This is a genomic window from Streptomyces sp. NPDC051105 (assembly GCF_040682795.1).
Classification (GTDB): domain Bacteria; phylum Actinomycetota; class Actinomycetes; order Streptomycetales; family Streptomycetaceae; genus Streptomyces.
On sequence record NZ_JBFBBR010000007.1, the window covers coordinates 208,511 to 228,540 of the forward strand.

The following is a 20,030-nucleotide window of genomic DNA, read 5'->3' on the forward strand; positions in this document are numbered from 1 at the left end:
GGATCAGGTCGCAGGAGAGCCGCGGCGCCTCATCAGCGCCGGTGAGCGGGGGCTGGTGCGTGCAGCTGCAAGGCGGAGGAGGGCGGCGACGCGGAGCGTCGGCAACCGACGACAACGCGGCAGATGCGCGTGCCAGCCCCCGCGTCTGCGGCATGATCCGCCGGACAGGCCCTAGACCGGGTATCCCCACGCCTTCGCTATCTCGGCGAGCCGGGGCGGGAGTTCGGCGGTGGGGTCGGCCTGGCGCGCGGCCTGGATACGGCCGGACTTGATCTCACTGCTCCAGTCGCCGAGCTTCGGCCTGAAGGTGCCGTGGTCCTGCTTGCCGTAGTCGAGCATGCCGCTCTCCCACGGGACGCCGAGGTAGGCGCACAGGCCCCGGGTGACCCGTTCCGGTTCGGCGGTGAGGTCCTCGTAGGTGATCACGTGGGCGCCGGGGAGCTGCTGCCGGGCCTCTTCCAGCTTCTCGGCGTAGCTCAGGACCTCGGCGCGGATCCCCTCGTGGTCGGGGTCGGCGCGGCGGCTGGTCAGGGACTGGATGACGGCGCCGGGGTGGCGCAGCAGCAGGACGAACCGGGCGTCGGGCCAACATCGGTGCAGCCGGGGCCAGATGAGGGTGTTGGGCGGGGTCTTGTCGACGATGACGTCCTTGCCGCTGCGGCTGAGCTCCAGGTGCAGCACCCGGTCCCACAGCACGTGCTCCAGCTCCTCCCGGTCGAGGGCGAGCTCCTTCATGGCGTCCGCGGTGAACTCCCGGGACATCCGGACGTGCACCGTGCGCAGATGCATCTCGTGCGGGGCGCGGATGCGGCTGTGGCTGTTCAGCAGGACCCGCAGCAGCGTGGAGCCGGAGCGCACCGAGGAGAGGACGAAGACCGGGGCCTCCACCAGCCGCGGGGCACGCGGAGCCACGTAACCGCCGGCGGGCTGCGGCTTCACCGGGCGCTGCGTCGGGATCGCGTCGAGGGTCTTGCGCGGAGGACTCACCGCCTGCGCCATGAGCCGTCCGCGGCGCCTGAGCCCCTTGGCGATCGCTGACATTCGCGGGTCTCGCACGGTGATGCCCTTCTCTCGTCCCTGCCGTTCCGCATCCCAGGGGTGGCAGGAGAACTCAAGATGTCCAAGAGGCGAACCGGAGGAGTCAAGGCGGCCCGAAAAGCCGCCCTGACCAGCCCACTTACCGTTCTCTTAATTCTTCATATGAGATTTTCCGACTTCTGGTTTCGAAACACCACAGAACCGGATCAGAGCCGGCCGGATCCCCGGTACAGCTCCAGCTCCCCGTCCAGCTCGACGGCGAGGACCGTGGCGTACGGGTCGAGGTCGGCCGCGGCAGGCGGGTCGATCCACAGCACGCCGACCGCCTCGTGCAGGCCGCCGACGACACGGTGGGCGAGTTCGGTGCCGGTGCCGAGCACGCTGATCTTCCGGACCGGGGTGACCAGGCCGCGGACGCCGATCTCGGCGCGTGGGATGTCGTACAGGGTGAGGTAGAGGGTGCGGCCGTCGGCGGAGAGGGTGCTGGGCCCGTAGTGGTGCCCGGCCGGCAACCCGCGGACCGTGCCGTACACGGCCTCGGCGTGTCTCCGGATCCACTCCCCCAGGCCTTCGAGGCGCTCGACCTGCGGCTGCGGGATGGTGCCGTCCTCCGTCGGGCCGACGTCCAGGAGGAGATTGCCGCCACCGCCGATGGTCTCGGTGAAGTAGCGGATCAGCTGGCTGAGCGACTTGTGGTTGTGGTCGTGGTGCTGGAAGCCCCACGAGTCGTTGATGGTGAGGCACAGCTCCCAGGGGCCGGCGGGGGGCTCGATGGGTGCGCCCTGTTCCGGTGTCGCGTAGTCGCCCTCGCTGAGCATCCGGGCGTTGAAGACGACGTGCGGTGAGTAGGAGCGGACGAGCGCGGCGAGTTCCCTGATCCGCCACTGCTCCTCGCTGCGCTCCCACTCGCCGTCGAACCACATCAGGTCGGGCCGGTAGCGGGAGGCCAACTCGCGTATCTGGCCGTCACGGTAGGCGATGAACCGCTCCCAGGCATCGAGGTCCTCGTCCTCGGCCGAGCACTCGGAGTAGGGGTTGTCCTCCTGCTCGGGCGGGCGGCCCGGCTTGCGGGTGCTGGCGTAGTCGGGGTGGTTCCAGTCGGAGTGCGAGTAGTAGAGACCGACCTTGAGTCCCCGCTCACGGAGAGCCTCGGCGTAGCCGGTGAGGTAGTCCCTGCCGAGGTTGAGATCGCCGAACTCGGTGTCCCACAGCGCCACTCCGTCGTGATGACGACTGGTGAGCACGGCGTACCTGGCGCCGGCGCGGGCGAACAGGTCGGCCCACGCGCGCGGGTCGTACCGCGCGCCGGTGAAGCGGCCGAGCTGGGACATGTACTGGTCGTGCGGCACGATGTCGTCGTAGAACGACCAGGACTCCTGGACGCCGTCGACGGCGTAGATCCCCCAGTGGACGAAGATCCCCAACTTGGCGTCGGTGAACCACGGTTGCATGGGCACGGATGAACTCCCGCTGTGTACAGGGTCGGTCGGGGAAAGGGGCGGGCCCGGCGCACGACCGCCGGGCCCGCCTTCGGGGCTACTGGCCGGTGGCCGCCCGCTGCAGACGGAGCGTCAGGATCTGGAAGGGCCGCAGCGCCACCGCGACCGTGTCCCCTTCGGTGTCCGCCGTCTCCAGGGGGCGCTCCAGCAGGTCGGTCACCTGGGCGCCGGCGAGCGGGAAGCCGGTGCGCAGCACGCCCTCGGCACGGCCGCCGCTCGACTCGTAGAGCCGGACCACGACATCGCCGGAGGTGTCGTCGGCGAGCTTGACCGCCTCGATCGTCACGCCGGCGCCGGAGACGGAGACGACCGGCTCCGGCGCGCCCGCCGCGTCGGCCACCCGGAGCGGAAGGTTGAGGGCGTAGCCCGCGGCCACCGCGTCCTCGATGCTCGCGCCGGGGAGGAGGGAGTAGGTGAAGCGGTGGCGGCCCTGGTCGGCGCCCGGGTCCGGGACGCGCGGGGCGCGGACCAGGGAGAGGCGGACCGTGGTGGTCGTACCTCCCCCAGCCCCCGGCCGGGGGGACCCCCAACTCGCTTCGCTCGCCTCGCGGACCGTGCGGGAGACGTCATGGCCGTAGGTCGAGTCGTTGATGACGGCGACGCCGTAGCCGGGCTCGGCGAGGTGCACCCAGCGGTGGCCGGAGACCTCGAAGCGGGCCGCCTCCCAGGTGGTGTTGGTGTGGGTGGGCCGCTGGACGTGGCCGAACTGGATCTCGGCGGAGGAGTGCGCGGCGCGGATGTCCACGGGGAACCCGGCCTTGAGGAACTTCTCGGCCTCGTGCCAGTCGATGTCCGTCTCGAAGTCGATCCGGGGGCTGCCGGCGCGGACGGTGATCGTCTGGATGATCGTCGAGCCGTTGCCGAAGGGGCGCGTGACGCGGATCGAGCCGAGCAGCGGGTCCGCGTCGACGACGGTGATCTCGGATGGGTCGAGCAGGTCGGTGTAGCGGTTCTTGTAGTGCTTGTCGACGTCCCAGGCGTCCCAGTAGTTGGGGAGGTCGGTGTGCAGGCGGAGCAGGTTGCCCTGGCCGGCGAGGACCTCGCGGTGCGCACGGTGGTCGTACACGGACGACAGGGTGCCGTCCGCGGCGATCTCCACCCGGACGAGTCCGTTGTCGATGACCCGGCCCTCGACCGTCACCGGCTGCGGGGCCTCGGCGGCGCCGGTCAGCGGGGCGCTGCCGCCGGCGGGGACCTCGACGTACACCGGCGTGCCCGTGGCGTCCCGGACGACCTCGGCGCGGTCGTAGGGGCTGGTGTTGAAGACCCGGGCGGTGCCGCCGCCGAGCGCGGTGATCGCCTCGGCGGTGAGCGCCTCCAGCTCCTGGGCGACACGCGCGTACTCGGCCTCGGCCTCGCGGTGCACCCAGGCGATCGAGGAGCCCGGCAGGATGTCGTGGAACTGGTGGAGCAGGACCGTCTTCCAGAGCCGGTCGAGCTTGTCGTGCGGGTAGTGGTAGCCGGGCGCGTGCAGGGCGGCCGTCGTCGCCCACAGCTCGGCCTCGCGCAGCTTGTGCTCGCTGCGCCGGTTGCCCTGCTTGGTGCGGGCCTGCGAGGTGTAGGTGGCGCGGTGCAGCTCCAGGTACAGCTCGCCGACCCAGACCGGCGCGTCCTCGTACTCGGCGCGGGCCTTGGCGAAGAAGGCGTCCGGGTGCTCGACCTCGACCCGCGGGGAGCCCTCCAGGTCCTTCAGCCGGCGGGCCCGCTCCATGATCTCGCGGGTGGGGCCGCCACCGCCGTCGCCCCAGCCGAAGGGGGCCAGCGAGCGGGTGGCGCCGCCCTTCTCGGCGTAGTTGCGGACCGCGCGGGACATCTCCTCGCCGCTGAAGCGGGCGTTGTAGGTGTCGACGGGCGGGAAGTGCGTGAAGATGCGGGTGCCGTCGATGCCCTCCCACCAGAAGGTGTGGTGGGGGAACTTGTTGGTCTGGTTCCAGGAGATCTTCTGGGTGAGGAACCACTCGTTGCCGGCGAGCTTGGCGATCTGCGGGTAGGCCGCGTTGTAGCCGAAGGAGTCCGGCAGCCACACACCCTTGGTCTCGACCCCGAAGTGCTCCATGAAGAACCGCTTGCCGTGGATGAACTGGCGGGCGACCGCCTCGCCGCCCGGCAGGTTGCCGTCGGACTCCACCCACATGCCGCCGACCGGCGCCCACTGGCCCTTCTTCACCGACTCCTGGATCCGGGCCCAGACCTGCGGGTAGTTGTCGCGCACCCACTCGTACTGCTGGGCCTGCGAGCAGGCGAAGATGAACTCCTCGTACTCCTCGGCGAGCGAGGTGACGTTGGAGAAGGTCCGGGAGGTCTTGCGCTTGGTCTCGCGGATCGGCCACAGCCAGGCCGAGTCGATGTGGGCGTGGCCGACGCCGGAGATGCGGTGCGCGCTGGCGTGCGCGGGCTTCGACAGCGCCGGCTTCAGGGCGGCGCGGACCTCCGCGGCCGACCCGGAGATGTCGTCCAGGTCGAGCAGGTCCATCGCGTGGTCGAGGGCGTGCATGATCTCGTGCCGGCGCGGGTCGTGCTCGCCCAGCTCCAGCATCAGCTCGCGCAGCACCTGGATGTCCAGGTCGAGGTGCCAGACGTCCTCGTCGAGGACGGCGATGTCGGCGCGCTTGAAGGTGTAGAGCGGCTTGTCGCCGGCCGTCAGCACGTCGCCGAGCGGGGTCGGCGCCGCGAAGTCGTTGGCGAGGATGTCGGGGTTGGAGGCGGCCTCGACCAGGTAGTCGATCACCTCGCCGCCGGTCGCCGGGTTCGCGATCCGCACGTACTGGTTGAGCGGGTTGACCGCCTTCAGCGGGGTCCCGTCGGTCAGGTGGACCAGGGCCTCGGCCTGGTTGCCCGGCCAGTCGCCGACGAAGCCGAGGTCGATGACGGCCTCGACGCGGCGGCCCGCGAACGCCTCGGGCACCTGCCCGTGCATCCGGAACCAGGTGGTGCCCCAGGGCGGGCCCCACGGGGTGTCCATGGCGAACGGCTCGTACGCGGCGGCCGCGGCCTCCTCGAAGGGCACCGGCTCCCCGGGGGCCTGCCAGGCGGACACCTCGAAGGGGACGGTGGCCGCGTAGATCGCGGGCTTGATGCGCTGGTTGTGGAGGCGCTCTACGCGCTCCTCGATCCGGCGGCGTTCGTCGTGCATGGAAGTCTCCAGAAGAGGGATGGAAAGCGCTTTCCGAGCGGCTGGTTACTTAAGATACGCGAGGCCGGGATGGACCTCGGTGTACCCCTCCACCAGCCGGCGGGCGACGTTCACCGAGTCGACCAGCGGGTGCAGCGCGAACGCCTTCACGGCCGTCGTACGGGAGGCGGACCCGGCGGCGGCGAGCACCTCGCGCTCGACCGCCTTGACCGCGCAGACCAGGCCGGTGGCGTGGTCGGGCAGCGGGGCGACGGCGACCGGGTGGGCGCCGTTGGCGTCGACCAGGCAGGGCACCTCGATGACGGCCTCGCCGTCGAGCACCGAGAGGGTGCCGCGGTTGCGGACGTTGAGGATCAGGGTGGTGCGCTCGTCGCGGGCGATGGCCCTCATCAGGGCCAGGGCGACCTTTTCGTAGCCACCGGAGAGGTCGTCGGCGTCGCGTTCACCGGCGCCGGCCGTCTCCCGGTTCTCGGACATATAGGTCGCCTCGCGCTCGGCGCGGGTGCGGTCCCAGACGTCCAGGGCCCTGGCACCCGGGTCGGTGACCGCCTCGTAGAAGTGCGCCTGCTGGTCGCGCAGGAAGGCGCCGCGGGTCTTCTCGGCCTGCTGGTAGGACCGGACCGCCTCGCGGTTGAAGTAGTAGTAGTGCAGGTACTCGTTGGGGATGGCGCCGAGGGACTGGAGCCAGTCGACGCCGAAGAGCTTGCCCTCCTCGAAGGAGCCGAGCAGGTCCGGGTCGGCGAGCAGGCGCGGGAGTTCGTCGCGGCCCGCGATGTGCAGGCCGCGCACCCAGCCGAGGTGGTTGAGGCCGACGTAGTCGATCCAGGCCTCGCGCGGGTTCGCCGCGCCGAGCACCCTGGCGATCCGGCGGCCGAGGCCCACCGGGGAGTCGCAGATGCCGATGACGCGGTCGCCGAGGTGGCGGGACATGGCCTCGGTGACCAGTCCCGCGGGGTTGGTGAAGTTGATGACCCAGGCGTCGGGGGCCAGGCGGGCCACCCGGCGGGCGATGTCGACGGCGACGGGCACGGTCCGCAGGCCGTAGGCGATGCCGCCGGCGCCGACCGTCTCCTGGCCGAGGACGCCCTCGGCCAGGGCCACCCGCTCGTCGTTCGCCCTGCCCTCCAGGCCCCCGACCCGGATCGCCGAGAAGACGAAGTCGGCGCCGGTGAGGGCCTCGTCGAGGTCGGTCGTGGCGGTCACGGCGGGGGCATCGAGGACGCCGGCCGCCTGTTCGGCCAGGACCCGGGCGACCGCGGACAGCCGGCCGGCGTCGAGATCGTGCAGCACGACCTCGGTGACCCGCCCCTCCGCCCGGTCCGTCAGCAGTGCGCCGTACACGAGCGGCACGCGGAACCCGCCGCCGCCCAGAATCGTCAGTTTCACGCTTCAGCCTTTCCTGCCAGGACCACCTCGACACCGGCCTCCTCCAGGGCGGCTCGGGTCGGCGGGTCCACCGGCGCGTTGGTCACCACCATGTCCAGGTCCCCGGGACCGCAGACCTTCGCCATGCCCGTGCCCGGGAACTTGGCGGCGTCGGCGAGCAGCACGACCTTGTCGCTCGCCCCGATCATGGCGCGCTTGACCGGCACCTCCACGACCGTCGTGTCCATCACCTGCCCGCCCGGCCGCACCCCGCTGGTGCCGAGGAACAGCCAGTCGGCGTGCAGCTGACGCAGGTTGTCCTCGGTGAGGAACCCGACCAGGGAGCGGTACTCGCGGCGCAGCATGCCGCCGAGCAGCACCAGCTCGATGCCCTCGTCGTCGGCGAGCTCCTCGTAGACGACGAGGTTGCTGGTGATGACGGTGAGGCGGCGGCCGTGCAGCTGCCGGGCGAGCCGGAAGGCGGTGGTGCCGATGTCGAGCAGCACCGACTGGCCGTCCTTGACCAGCGCCGCCGCGCACGCGGCTATCGCGTCCTTCTCGGCCACCCGCACCTCGGCGACCTCGGCGAAGGGCTGGTCGCCCTCGTCGACGACGGCGCCGCCGTGGACACGTGTGAGCAGCCCGTCCTCCTCCAGCTTGACCAGGTCGCGCCGGATGGTGGCCGGACTCACGCTCAGCTGCTCGGAGAGGTCGGTCACAGAGGCGGGGCCACCGGCGCGCAGGGCCCGCAGGATAAGTTGGTGTCGTCGTTCTGCCAGCACGCGGCGAACACTACTCGTCATCTTCAATCATTTCCATGCTCAGTTCTGCTCGGGTATTGACCAATCTCTCCGAGCAGCGCACGATTCCCGTCATCGAAAATGACGAGTTTTGACGAGAGGCTGCGCACGGTGGACGACAACAGGCCCGATGTGCTGCTGACCGGGCTGCTCTTCTACGACCTCGTCCTCACGGGGCTCGGCAAGCCGCCGACGCCGGGCGAGGAGATCTGGACGGCCGGCATGGGCTGCGGCCCCGGCGGCATCGCCAACCTCGCGGTGGCCGCGTCCCGCTTCGGCCTGCGCACCTCGCTGGCGACGGTCTTCGGGGACGACTTCTACGGCGAGTACTGCCGGGACGTCCTGTGCGACCAGGAGGACATCGACCTCTCGCTCTCCCGCACCGCGGACGGCTGGCCCACCCCCGTCACCGTCTCGATCGCCACCCGCCACGACCGGGCCCTCGTCACCCACGGCCAGGAACCCCCGTACTCGCAGGACGCCCTGATGGGCGACCCGCCCGAGGCGCGCACCGCGCTCGTGCACATCGAGGCCGAGCCGCGCGAGTGGATCGCCAAGGCCGCCGCGAACGGCACCCACGTCTACGCCGACGTCGGCTGGGACCCCACCCAGGAATGGTCCCGCGACCTCCTCGACCAGCTCGCCCTGTGCCACGCCTTCCTCCCCAACGAGACCGAGGCGATGGCCTACACCCGCACCGACAGCGCGGTAGCGGCCCTCGGCACGCTCGCGGAGCTGGTGCCGGTGGCGGTCGTCACCCGGGGCGGGGACGGCGCGGTCGCTGTCGACCAGACCACCGGCGAATACGCCGAGGTCCCGGCCCTCGACGTCGGCGTCCTGGACGCCACCGGCGCGGGGGACGTCTTCGGGGCGAGCTTCGTCACCGCCTCCCTCGGCGGCTGGCCGCTGGCCGAGCGGCTGCGGTTCGCCGTCCTCGCGGCCGGTCTGTCGGTCCAGCACCACGGGGGCGCCCTCGCGGCCCCCGGCTGGTACGGCGTCGACCGCTGGTGGCGCTCGCTGACCGATCCCGAACTGAAGAAGACCTACGGCTTCCTCGCCGACCGGCTGCCGGCGGACGTGGGCCCCCCGGTGCACCACGCCCCGGTCACCCCGCCCGCCCGGCAGCACTGACCCGCACCGCCCGCAGCCCGAACGCCCCACAACCCGACGCCCACAACCCGCCGCCCCACAACCCGAGCCCCCACAACCCGCCGCCCCACAACTCGAGCCCCCACAGCCCAAGGCCCCACAGCCCCCACGATCCACAGCACCAACGCCCCTCAGTACCACGAACAGGAACAACAGGAGTGACCCGTGGACCTTTCACGTAGAGGCTTCCTCCAGGCCGCCGCACTCACCGCGGCCGCGTCCGGCCTGACCGTCGCATGCGGCGGCTCCGGATCGGGCGGTACCAAGAACGGCAAGAACCTCACCCTGTGGTACTGGGGCGGTGCGCTCAGCGACAAGGTGGTCGCGGAGGCGAAGACCCACTTCAGCGGTTCGGTCAAGCTGACCGCCTCGTCCATCGGCGGCGACTTCAAGCAGAAGCTCACCACCACCCTCGCCGCGGGCGGCTCCTCCGTGCCCGACATCACCGGCATCAAGGGCGAGGACATCGCGTCCTTCCTGCCCAACGCCTCCCGCTTCCTCGACCTGAACGACCTCGGCTTCAAGAAGCTCTCCTCCCAGTACCTGGGCTGGAAGACCAAGCTCGCCCAGACCAGCGACGGCAAGCAGATCGGCTTCCCGATCGACATCGGCCCCACCGCGCTCTTCTACCGCGAGGACCTGTTCGCCAAGGCCGGCGTGGCCACCGACCCCGACAAGGTCGCCGCGCTGGTCACGACCTGGGACGACTACTTCACGCTCGGCACCGAGCTGCAGAAGAAGAACCCCGGCACCTACCTGGTCAACAACATCAGCTCCGTCTTCAACATCGCGGTCGGCCAGGGCACCCAGCGGTTCATCGACAAGAACAACCACTTCATCGGCGACCAGGACCACATCCGCAGCGCGTGGACCACGGCCGTCCGCCCCTACACCCTGGGCATCGACGCCAAGATCAACGACAACAGCTGGAACGCCGCCGTCGGCAAGAGCCTCCTCACCGAACTCGGCGCGGCCTGGCACGCGCTGGACATCGAGCAGGCCGCGCCGCAGACCAAGGGCAAGTGGCGGGTCTGCGCGAACCCGGCCGGACCGGCCAACCAGGGCGGCTCCTACCTGGCGCTGCCCAAGCAGTGCCGCAACCCCGAGGAAGCCTTCAAGATCATCAGCTGGATCCTCAGCCCCTCCAACGACGCCCGCGGGTTCACCGACGCCGCCATCTTCCCGGCCGCCCCGGCCGCGTACACCATGCCGGCCATGACGGGCCCGGACGCCTTCTTCGGCGGGCAGAAGATCATCGAGGTGTTCGGCCCGGCCGCCAAGTCCATACCGGACAGCTACGAGGCGCCGGCCGACGCGGCCGTCATGGCCCCGTACATGACGGAGCTGACCAACATCGAGGCCAAGGGCAAGAAGCCCGACGACGCCTGGAACGACGCGGTCAGCCAGGCCAAGCAGATCGCCCGGCGCCAGGGGGTGAGCTGAGGTGACGTCACCTCCGGTCACCGGTCCGGTCGCGGTGCCCGAGCACCGCGGCCGGCCGGGCCCGGCCCGGTTCCGCCCGCGGCGCGCCACGCCCGCCGGCACCACCGTCCGGCCCAGGCGGCGCGGGCCGCTGTCGTACTGGCGGCAGTACCTGGCGATCTCGCCCTTCTACCTGATCTTCGCCGCGTTCTCCTTCTTCCCGGTCTTCTACTCGCTGTACCTGGCGTTCCAGCGCTGGGACGGCCTCGGCGACATGCAGTTCGTGGGCCTGCAGCAGTTCAAGTTCCTGTGGTCGGACCCGGTCTTCTGGCTGTCGATCCGCAACACCCTGGTGATCTGGGTGCTGTCCACCGTGCCCACCCTCCTGGGCGCCCTGGTGCTGGCGACGCTGCTGCATTCTGTGCGCCGCTTCAAGGGCTTCTACCGGATCGCCCTCTACCTGCCGAACGTCACCTCGATCGTCGCGGTGGCGATCTTCTTCGGCGCGGTGTTCAGCAACAACTTCGGCCTGGTCAACGCGATCCTGGGCACGGTCGGCATCTCGCCGGTCCCGTGGCTGAGCAACCCGTGGCTGATCAAGGTGGTCATCTCGCTGCTGATGACCTGGATGTGGACCGGCTACAACATGATCATCTACCTGGCCGGCCTCCAGGCGATCCCCACCTCGATCTACGAGGCGGCGAAGGTCGACGGCGCCGGCCCGGTCCGCACGTTCTTCCAGATCACCATCCCGATCATGCGGCCGATCATCCTGTTCACCGTCGTCATCTCGACGATCAACGGCCTGCAGAGCTTCAGCGAACCCCAGGTCCTGTTCGCGAGCAACGCCGCCAACGCGAACCTCGGCGGCCCTGGACAGGCCGGTCTGACCACGCTGCTGTACTTCTACCAGTCGGCCTTCCTCAACAACGACTACGGCTACGGCGCGGCCATCGTGTGGGCCTTCTTCCTGCTGATCATCGTCCTCGTCGCCGTCAACTGGCGCATCACCCAACGAGGGAGGAAGCCGTGACCACAGCCGACCCGACCGCCGACCCGACGCGGCCGGCCCCGCGCGCGAGGCGGCTGCGCCGCCCCAAGGGCCTGACCGCGCACATCGTCCTCATGGCGGCCGTCCTGATCTCGGTCTTCCCGTTCCTGTGGACGATCGTGATGGCGACCAACACCACCCAGGACATCTACAAGAGCCCGCCGAAGTTCACCTTCGGCTCCCACCTGCTGGAGAACATCCGGCACGTGCTCAACACCATCGACTTCTTCGGGTCGATGCTCAACACGGTCGTCGTCGCGACCGTCACCACGGTCCTGGTGCTGTTCATCGACTCGCTGGCGGCCTTCACCTTCGCCAAGTTCGACTTCCCCGGCCGCAAGGTGCTCTTCGGCACGCTGCTGCTGTTCATGATGCTGCCGCTGCAGCTGGCGATCCTGCCGCAGTTCATCCTCATGTCGAACATCGGCTGGGTCGGCATGCTCAAGGCGCTGATCCCGCCCGCTCTGGCCAACGCCTTCGGCATCTTCTGGCTGCGCCAGTACATCGAGAACGGTGTGCCCGACGAACTCCTGGACGCCGCGCGCATCGACGGCGCCGGGTTCTTCCGCCAGTACTGGAACATCGCGCTGCCGATGATCAGGCCCGCGTTGTCCTTCCTCGCCATCTACGCCTTCGTCGGGGCCTGGAACGACTACGTCTGGCCGCTCATCGTGCTCACCAACCCCGACCACGTGACCCTCCAGGTGGAGCTCGCCCAGCTGAACGTCGGCCACACCACCGACTACAGCATGGTCATGGCCGGTGTGCTGATGGCGTCACTCCCGCTGGTGCTGGTCTTCGCCATATTCGCCCGCGGTTTCATAGCGGGCGCCACCGAGGGCGCGGTGCAGGGCACCTGACCCGCGCGGGCCGGACCGGCCCGCGCGGCACACGCACGACGCCCGCGCAGCACACGCACGACGCCCACGCAGCACACGCACGACGCCCACGCAGCACACGCACGACGCCCACGCGGCACACGCGAGACAGAGGAGGGATCCGGTGACGGACGTCGGCCGGGACGGCAGCGGTCACGGCAGGGTGCTCGTAGTGGGCATGGACGGGCTGCGCCACGACCGGCTGCCCCTCCCCCAGCCTTCGGCCGGGGGGACCCCCCTCTCGCTTCGCTCGGGCGCCCACGCGCCCGTCCTGCACGGCCTCATGGCCGCGGGTGCCCACGGCACCAGCCTGCTGCCCTACGGCGAGGCGGACGGCCAGGCCGACGACGGGCCGTCGACGAGCATGGCCTACACCGACTCCGGCCCCGGCTGGTCGAGCGTGCTGACGGGGGTGTGGCCCGACCGCCACGGGGTCACCGGCAACGACTTCGTCGGCGCCGACTACACCCGCCACCCCGACTTCCTCAGCCGCGCGGCCACCGCCCGTCCCGGCCTGCGCACCGCGGCCGCGGTGTCCTGGCCGGAGCTGGTCCACCGCGGCACCCTCGGTCCCGCCATCGGCCGGCGGGTCCATTACGACGGCGAGACCCACGGCTACGCGAGCGCGGACGACCTGGTCGCCCGCACCGCCGTCCGCTGGCTCACCGAGCACGACCCGGACCTGGTGTTCGTGTACTTCGGCGCCACCGACGAGGCCGGCCACGCCACCGGCCCGCTCTCCCCCGCCTACGACCACGCCCTCCGCACCCAGGACACCCACCTCGGGCGGCTGCTGGCGGCGATCGACGCCCGGCGCCCCGGCGAGCGGTGGACCGTACTGGTCACCACCGACCACGGGCATCTCGACACCGGCGGCCACGGCGGCGACACGCGTGCCGAACGGGAGGTCTTCGTGATCCTCGCCGAGCCCGGCACGCCCCGCGGCACCCTGCTCGACTCGCCCCGCCTCGTCGACATCGCCCCCACCGTCCTGGACCGGCTCGGCATCCCCGTCGACCCCGCCTGGGGCTGGGAGGGACGCGTCCTGCCCAGGCCCGCCACGTCACCCACGTCAGCAGAGAAGTGAGCCATCCGCCGATGAACGATCCGTCGATCCCCGGGCCCCGGCCTGCCGATCCCCTGGTCGCCCTCCGCCCCTGGGAGGCACCCGAGGTGACCTCCTGGGGACGGCTCCCCATGAACGCCGTCGACCGGCGCGCCGGAGCACTCCCCCTGGACGGCGACTGGCGCTTCCAGTTGCTGCCAGCTCCGGACGCGCCGGTCGGCGGCTCCTGGTCCACGGCGCACGTCCCCGGCGCCTGGACGGTGCAGGACACCGACGACCTGCCGCAGTACACGAACGTCACCATGCCGTTCCGCGAGTTCCCGCCGGCCTCCCCCGCCGCCAACCCGACGGGGGTCTACGAGCGTGAGCTGGACGTCCCCGCCGGGTGGGCCGGGCGCCGGATCGTGCTCCAGGTCGGCGCCGCGGAGAGCGTGCTCCTCGTGCACGTCGACGGGCGGCCGGTGGGCGTCTCCAAGGACTCGCACCTGGCGGCCGAGTTCGACCTGACCCACGCCGTCCGCCCCGGCGAGCGGTCGGTCCTCAGGCTCACCGTCGTCAAGTGGTCGGACGCCTCGCACATCGAGGACCAGGACCACTGGTGGCACGGCGGGATCACCCGCTCGGTGCTGCTGTACGCGACCGACCCGCTGCATCTCGCGGACGTGACCGTGCGGGCGCGGCGGGACGGCGAGCTGCGGGTGGACTGCGTCGTACGGGACCACGGCGGTGCGCTGCCGGACGGCTGGTACGTCACCGGCGACCTGGACGGCGAACTCCTCGCGCAGGACTCCGAGTTCGACCGGCTCAACACCGAGGACGACCGGGTCTCCGACTTCCTCGGCGAGGCCCGCGTCCACGCCGTCGTGCCCGAGGTGCGCACCTGGAACGCGGAGCAGCCCGAGCTGTATGGGCTGACCGTCCGGCTGCACCGCGCCGACGGCACGGTCGCCGACACGTCGTACCACCGCGTCGGCTTCCGGGACGTCGAGATCGACGGCCGGGATCTGCTGGTCAACGGCGAGCGGATCTTCGTTCGCGGCGTCAACCGGCACGACTTCCACCCCCTCACCGGGCGGACGGTGTCCTACGACGAGATGCGGGCGGATCTCGTGGTGCTGAAGCGGTTCGGTTTCAACGCGATCCGCACCTCGCACTACCCGAACGACCCGGCCCTGTACGACCTCGCCGACGAGCTGGGTTTCTACGTCGTCGACGAGGCGGACATCGAGTCCCACGACCACGCGCACGAGATCGCGGACGACCCGCGCTACCTGAACGCCTTCGTGGACCGGGTCTCGCGGATGGTGCTGCGCGACAAGAACCACCCCTCCGTCATCATCTGGTCGCTGGGCAACGAGTCCGACTACGGGGCGAACCACGACGCGGCGGCGGGCTGGGTGCGGCGGCACGACCCGACCCGGCCGATCCAGTACGAGGGGGCGGCCAAGCGCGGCTGGGCGGACCCGGACGTGGCCTCCGACATCGCCTGCCCGATGTACGCGCCGCTGGAGGACTGTGTCGCGCACGCCCTGTCCGGGGAGCAGACCAAGCCCCTCATCCAGTGCGAGTACTCCCACGCGATGGGCAACAGCAACGGCACGCTGGCCGACCACTGGGCCGCCATCGAGTCCACTCCGGGTCTTCAGGGCGGGTTCATCTGGGAGTTCTGGGACCACGGAATTCTCCAGCGGGTGAGCGACGGTAGACCGGTCGGGCGCGCGGGCGCCGGACTGTACGACAACGGTGTCGCCGCGCCCGGCCACCGCTGGGCGTACGGCGGTGACTTCGGCGAGGCCCTGCACGACGGGGCGTTCGTCGCGGACGGCATGGTCTTCCCGGACCGCACCCCCAAGCCCGCGATGTACGAGCACCGGGAGATCGCCGGGCCGGTCCGCATCCGGTGCTTCAAGCACGAGGGCATCGTGCTCGCCAACCACCAGCACTTCCGGGGCCTCGACTGGCTGACCGGCACCTGGGAGCTGGCGCTGGCCGACGGCCGTACCCTGACCGCGCCGGCCGAGCTGCCCGAGCTGTGCCCCGGCGAGACCGCGGCCGTGCCGCTGCCCTTCGAGGTGCCGGCGGACGGCGGAGAGGCATGGTTGACGCTTCGGGTGACCACGGCCGAGGACCAGGCCTGGGCGCCGGCCGGAACGGAGATCTGCGCACCGCAGGTCCGGATCCGGGCGGCGGACACGCCCAGGCGGCCGGTGCCGGCGGGACCCGCCGTCGAGGTGGACGGCGAGGGTCTGCTGCGGCACCCGCTGCTGACGGCCGCGCCGGCGCTCTCGCTGTGGCGGGCGCCCACGGACAACGACGAGCTGGGCGGGATCGCGCCGCGCTGGCGGGCCTGGGGTCTGGACAGCCTGGTGCGCAAGGTGGTCTCGGTGCACCAGGAGCGCGACCGGGTCACCGTGCTCGCCGAGTACGCCGGTACGACGGGAGTCGTGCGGCACCGGCAGGAGTTCACCGCGGTCGAGGGCGGGGTCCGGGTCGACGAGTCGGCCGAGCTGCCCGAGGAGTTCGCGGACGTGGCCCGGGTCGGCTCGGTCTTCGAGACGGTGGCCGGGCTCGACCTGCTGGAGTGGTTCGGTCAGGGTCCCTGGGAGTCGTACCCGGACCGTGCCGCCGGTGCCCCGGTCGGCCACCACTCCGTCCCTGTGGACGAGCTGTTCACCCCGTATCTTCGGCCCCAGGAGAGCGGGGGCCGCCATGGCGTACGGCGGTTCACGCTGTCGGCGCCGGACGCCACCGGACTCGCGGTCGAGCTGGACGAGCCCCGCCAGGTATCCGTCACCCGCTACCGCGCCGAGGACCTCACCGCCGTCACCCACCACGACGAACTCGTGCCCCGAGCCGGCTGCGTGGTCCACATCGACGCCGCACACCGGGGCCTCGGTACGGCGTCGTGCGGCCCCGACACCTTCCCCTCCTACCTCGTCGCACCGGGCGTCCACCGCTGGAGCTGGACCCTGCGCGTCCTCTGAGAACCGTCTGCCGAGATCCGTCTTCCGAGATCCCCCCACGCCCTTCGCCGTCACTTCCGCTTACTCACGGAGCACACGTGTGTACTTCGCATGACCACCCTCAGGGCGAGGCCGCGCAGGCCGGAGCCGGACGTCGCGGTTTCCTCCGGGCGACCGCGCTGCTCGGCGCCGCCGCCACCGCCGGCGTCGCGGTGCCCACCGTCGCCGAGGCGTCCTCCGGTTCCGGCCCGCGGCCCGACCCGGAGAGCCGGCGCTTCACCCTCGCGGTGATGCCCGACACCCAGTACCTCTTCGACGGGCCGAGCATCAACCCGGCGCCCATCGAGGCCTCGCTGCGCTACCTGCTGGAGCACGGCGGCGAATCCGACGACAACATCGTCTTCCTGTCCCACCTCGGCGACCTCACCCAGAACGGGGCGGCGGAGGAGTTCGCCGCGATCAGCAAGGCGTTCGAGATCCTCGACCGGCGCGGGGTCGGCTACAGCGTGCTGGCCGGCAACCACGACGTCAGGTCGTCCACGGACGACCAGCGCGGTGCCTCGCCGTACCTGGACGCCTTCGGTCCGCGGCGCTTCGAGGACAAGCCGACGTTCGGCGGTGCCTCCGCGGACGGCTACAACACCTACCACCTGTTCAGGGCGGCCGGGCGCGAGTGGCTCGTGCTGGCGCTGGACTGGCGGCTGTCGGCCAAGGGGTACGCCTGGGCGAAGGACGTCATCGCCGCGCACCCGAAGGCGCCGGTCATCCTCACCACGCACGAACTGGTCGTGGACGACGACGAGTTGTCGTCGTACGGGCAGCAGCTGTGGGACCAGCTGATCGACGAGCACGACCAGATCTTCCTCACGCTGAACGGCCACTACTGGCCGGCCCGCCGCGCGACCCGCAAGAACGCGGCCGGCAACGACGTGCACCTGCACCTGACGAACTACCAGAACCGGTACTTCGGCGGCGCGGCGATGATCCGCCTCTACCACTTCGACCTGGACCGCGACGTCATCGACGTGGAGACGGTCTCGCCGTGGATCCTCGGCCGGGCCAAGAAGGGCCTGAACGAGCTGGAGCGGCAGGAGATGGAGCTGAGCGGCGACGGGGACCGCTTCTCCGTCGACATCGACTTCGCGGACCGCTTCGAAGGCTTCGACCCGGTGCCGGTCCGCCCGGCACGGCCCGCCTCGCGGCTGCTGGTCCGGGGCACGGCCGCCTACTGGCGGTTCGACTCGGCGGTCTCCGGCACGGTCCGTGACCTGTCCGGCAACGGCAACGACCTCACCGTGGTCTCGGTGGGCGGCGGCACCCTCGGCTGGTCGGCCGACCACCACCCGGACCAGCCGGGCCACGGCAGCCTGGAGTTCACCGGCTACAAGTCGCCGCTCAAGGGTGCCTACCTGCGGACCGTCGACGGCGCGCCGCTCAACTCGGCGACCTTCAAGGACGGTTACACCATCGAGGCGTTCTACCGGCTGCCCGCCGACTGGGATCCCTCGCACAACGCCTGGTCGGGCCTGGTCAGCCGGACCGGCCGCAACGGCTCCGTGGGCACCGTCACCGACGACCCGGACGAGCCGCTCGCCACCCTGTCCATCTCCGACGGGCCGGGTCCGCAGTGGGCGATGCACCCGCTCAACCAGCAGCAGCTGGTCACCAACTGGGGCGACGAGACCGCCCGCGAGACCTGGTGGCACCTGGCCGTGGTCAACGACGGACGGCACACCACGATGTATGTCCAGGGCTGCCCGGTGGCCCGCAATCCGCACGCCGCCGCGGTCGGCATCGCCTCCTCCGGGAAGCCCTGGCTGCTCGGCGGCTACGAGTACGCGGACCGGATCGACCAGATCCTGCACGGCCGCCTCGGCGACGTCCGGATCGTCTCCCGGGCGTTGCCCGTCTCCTCCTTCATGACCCACTGGCCCCCGTCACGAGGATCATCATCATGACCGAGCAGCAGCTGCCCAGCTGGGCCGATCCTGCCGTCTCCCCCGCCGACCTGGACGCCCAGGGCATGTCGAGGCGTGGACTCCTGCGCCGGGCGGGCCTGTTCGGCGCCGCGTTCGCGCTCGGGTCCGCGGCGACCCCCGCGTCCGCCGCGTCCGGCCGAGGCCTGGGCGGCGAGGATCCCCGCCTCGCCTACCTGGTCGGCGACCATCACGTGCACTCCGTGTACAGCCACGACGCCAAGTACACGTTCTCCCAGCAGGCCCGGGCCGCCGCGAAGTACGGCCTGGACTGGATGGTGTTCAACGAGCACTCCAACTTCGGGCACGCCTACTACGGCGCGAAGCTGGAGCACGCCGAGATCCTCAAGGCGCGTGCCGAGAACCCGCGCCAGCTGATCTTCCAGGGCCTGGAGTGGTACATCCCGGCCGCCGAGCACTGCACGGTGTTCGCCGCGCCAGGACCGCACGAGACCGACCTGCTCACGCAGTTCGAGCTGGCCTACGACGGGAAGCTCCTGGGCTACACCGAGGGGGCGGCGGGTGCGGCCGACACCGCCCGCAACGAGGCGCACGCCGTCAAGGCCATCCAGTGGCTGGCCGAGCGGCGCCGTACCGGCTACGTCGACGACGTCCTCGTCCTCGCCAACCACCCGCTGCGGCTCGGCATCGACTCCCCGCACGAGATGCGCAACTGGCGGGACGCAGGGTGGGGTGGCGGGAACGAGGAAGCCGCCGAGATCATGATCGGCATGGAGGGCGCGCCCGGCGCCCAGGGTGCCGCGATCCCCGGCTGGCGCGGGACCACCTCGATCCGCGGCGAGTACGAGAACAAGCCCTCCGCGCAGTCCTGGGCGGGCTACCCGGCGGACGCCTACCTGACGTACGGCGGTTTCGACTGGGCGACGGCGACGGTGGGCGGCCTCTGGGACGCGATGCTGTCCGAGGGCCGCCTGTTCACCATCACCACCAACTCCGACAACCACCGCACGGTCTTCGACACCTGGAAGAACGGCGACTGGCCGCCGGGGCAGAACTTCGACAACACCGGCAAGCTGCCCGACCCGGTGCACACCGACACCCCGCAGCCCGGCAGCGACTTCTGGCCCGGCGAGTTCAGCCGGACCCACGTCGGCGTCACCCGGTACGGCTACCGCGCGGTGATGGCGGGACTGCGCGCGGGCCGGGTGTGGCTGGACCACGGACACCTGCTGGACGGCCTCGACGTCCGGCTGAAGCGGGACTGCGACCACGGCGAGGGCGTCACCCTCGGCGGCCGGCTGCGCGTCCGCAAGGGCGAGCGGATCACCCTGAACGTGACGGTGACGACCGCGTCCCGGGCCAACGCCCAGGGAATCCTGCCCCAGTTGGCGCACGTCGACGTCATCCGGGGCGCGGTGCGCGGCCCGGTCGCCGACCGCGACACCTGGCAGGCGCCGGACACCAGGGTCGTGCAGTCCAAGGACGTGTCCGGCCGCAGGGGCACGTACACCCTGCGGATCCCGGTCACCGCGGGCGACGAGTCGTTCTACGTCCGGCTGCGCGGCAGCGACGGCAAACGCAACGGAACGGGCTACCTGGGCGCGGCGATCGACCCGCACGGCCCGATCCCGCACGAGCCGGGCGACGGCGACCCGTGGGCGGACACGTGGTTCTACTCGAACCCGATCTTCGTGGACGTGGTGGGCTGAGCCGAGCGCCCCGTAGGGGC

13 protein-coding genes are annotated in these 20,030 nt (G+C 71.1%); 8 read left to right on the top strand and 5 right to left on the bottom strand.

Going from position 1 to position 20,030, the window contains the following annotated elements:
• Positions 1–171 precede the first annotated feature (171 nt).
• The 5 genes from AB0N16_RS19595 to AB0N16_RS19615 form a co-directional block, all read right to left on the bottom strand.
• Positions 172–1,056, bottom strand: a complete 885-nt coding sequence (locus tag AB0N16_RS19595) for a sulfotransferase (protein ID WP_365798260.1) — start codon at positions 1,054–1,056, stop codon at positions 172–174.
• A gap of 188 nt (positions 1,057–1,244) precedes the next feature.
• A complete protein-coding gene (locus tag AB0N16_RS19600; RefSeq protein WP_365798262.1) occupies positions 1,245–2,495 on the bottom strand; it encodes an alpha-L-fucosidase in 1,251 nt (416 codons plus the stop codon).
• 79 nt (positions 2,496–2,574) lie between these two features.
• On the bottom strand, positions 2,575–5,670 hold the full coding sequence (locus AB0N16_RS19605; protein ID WP_365798264.1) for a glycoside hydrolase family 38 C-terminal domain-containing protein: 3,096 nt from the start codon (positions 5,668–5,670) through the stop codon (positions 2,575–2,577).
• Positions 5,671–5,715: 45 nt separating this feature from the next.
• A complete protein-coding gene (locus AB0N16_RS19610; protein ID WP_365798266.1) occupies positions 5,716–7,056 on the bottom strand; it encodes a 6-phospho-beta-glucosidase in 1,341 nt (446 codons plus the stop codon).
• A complete protein-coding gene (locus AB0N16_RS19615) occupies positions 7,053–7,817 on the bottom strand; it encodes a DeoR/GlpR family DNA-binding transcription regulator (RefSeq protein ID WP_365798268.1) in 765 nt (254 codons plus the stop codon). Before AB0N16_RS19615 ends, AB0N16_RS19610 begins: the two co-directional genes overlap by 4 nt.
• A 129-nt stretch (positions 7,818–7,946) precedes the next feature.
• Between AB0N16_RS19615 and AB0N16_RS19620 the strand changes: the two genes are divergently transcribed.
• The 8 genes from AB0N16_RS19620 (at position 7,947) to AB0N16_RS19655 (ending at position 20,010) form a co-directional block, all read left to right on the top strand.
• Positions 7,947–8,966, top strand: coding sequence for a carbohydrate kinase family protein (locus tag AB0N16_RS19620; RefSeq protein WP_365798567.1), 1,020 nt, complete (start codon positions 7,947–7,949; stop codon positions 8,964–8,966).
• Between the two features lie 183 nt (positions 8,967–9,149).
• Positions 9,150–10,427, top strand: a complete 1,278-nt coding sequence (locus AB0N16_RS19625) for an extracellular solute-binding protein (protein ID WP_365798270.1) — start codon at positions 9,150–9,152, stop codon at positions 10,425–10,427.
• 34 nt (positions 10,428–10,461) lie between these two features.
• The gene (locus AB0N16_RS19630) at positions 10,462–11,439 is read left to right on the top strand and encodes a sugar ABC transporter permease (protein ID WP_365798569.1); all 978 of its coding nucleotides are present in this window, start codon (positions 10,462–10,464) and stop codon (positions 11,437–11,439) included.
• Between the two features lie 92 nt (positions 11,440–11,531).
• Positions 11,532–12,317 (top strand): carbohydrate ABC transporter permease, encoded by a 786-nt coding sequence (locus AB0N16_RS19635; RefSeq protein WP_365798570.1) that lies wholly within the window; start codon positions 11,532–11,534, stop codon positions 12,315–12,317.
• Between the two features lie 196 nt (positions 12,318–12,513).
• On the top strand, positions 12,514–13,422 hold the full coding sequence (locus AB0N16_RS19640) for an alkaline phosphatase family protein (RefSeq protein ID WP_365798572.1): 909 nt from the start codon (positions 12,514–12,516) through the stop codon (positions 13,420–13,422).
• An 11-nt stretch (positions 13,423–13,433) separates the two neighbouring features.
• Positions 13,434–16,385, top strand: coding sequence for a glycoside hydrolase family 2 TIM barrel-domain containing protein (locus AB0N16_RS19645; RefSeq protein WP_365798272.1), 2,952 nt, complete (start codon positions 13,434–13,436; stop codon positions 16,383–16,385).
• Positions 16,386–16,462: 77 nt separating this feature from the next.
• Positions 16,463–18,322 (top strand): LamG-like jellyroll fold domain-containing protein, encoded by a 1,860-nt coding sequence (locus AB0N16_RS19650; protein ID WP_365798274.1) that lies wholly within the window; start codon positions 16,463–16,465, stop codon positions 18,320–18,322.
• Complete coding sequence (locus AB0N16_RS19655) at positions 18,319–20,010, top strand: histidinol-phosphatase (RefSeq protein WP_365798276.1); 1,692 nt, start codon at positions 18,319–18,321, stop codon at positions 20,008–20,010. The genes AB0N16_RS19650 and AB0N16_RS19655 overlap by 4 nt, the downstream gene beginning before the upstream one ends.
• The last annotated feature ends 20 nt before the right edge of the window (positions 20,011–20,030 follow it).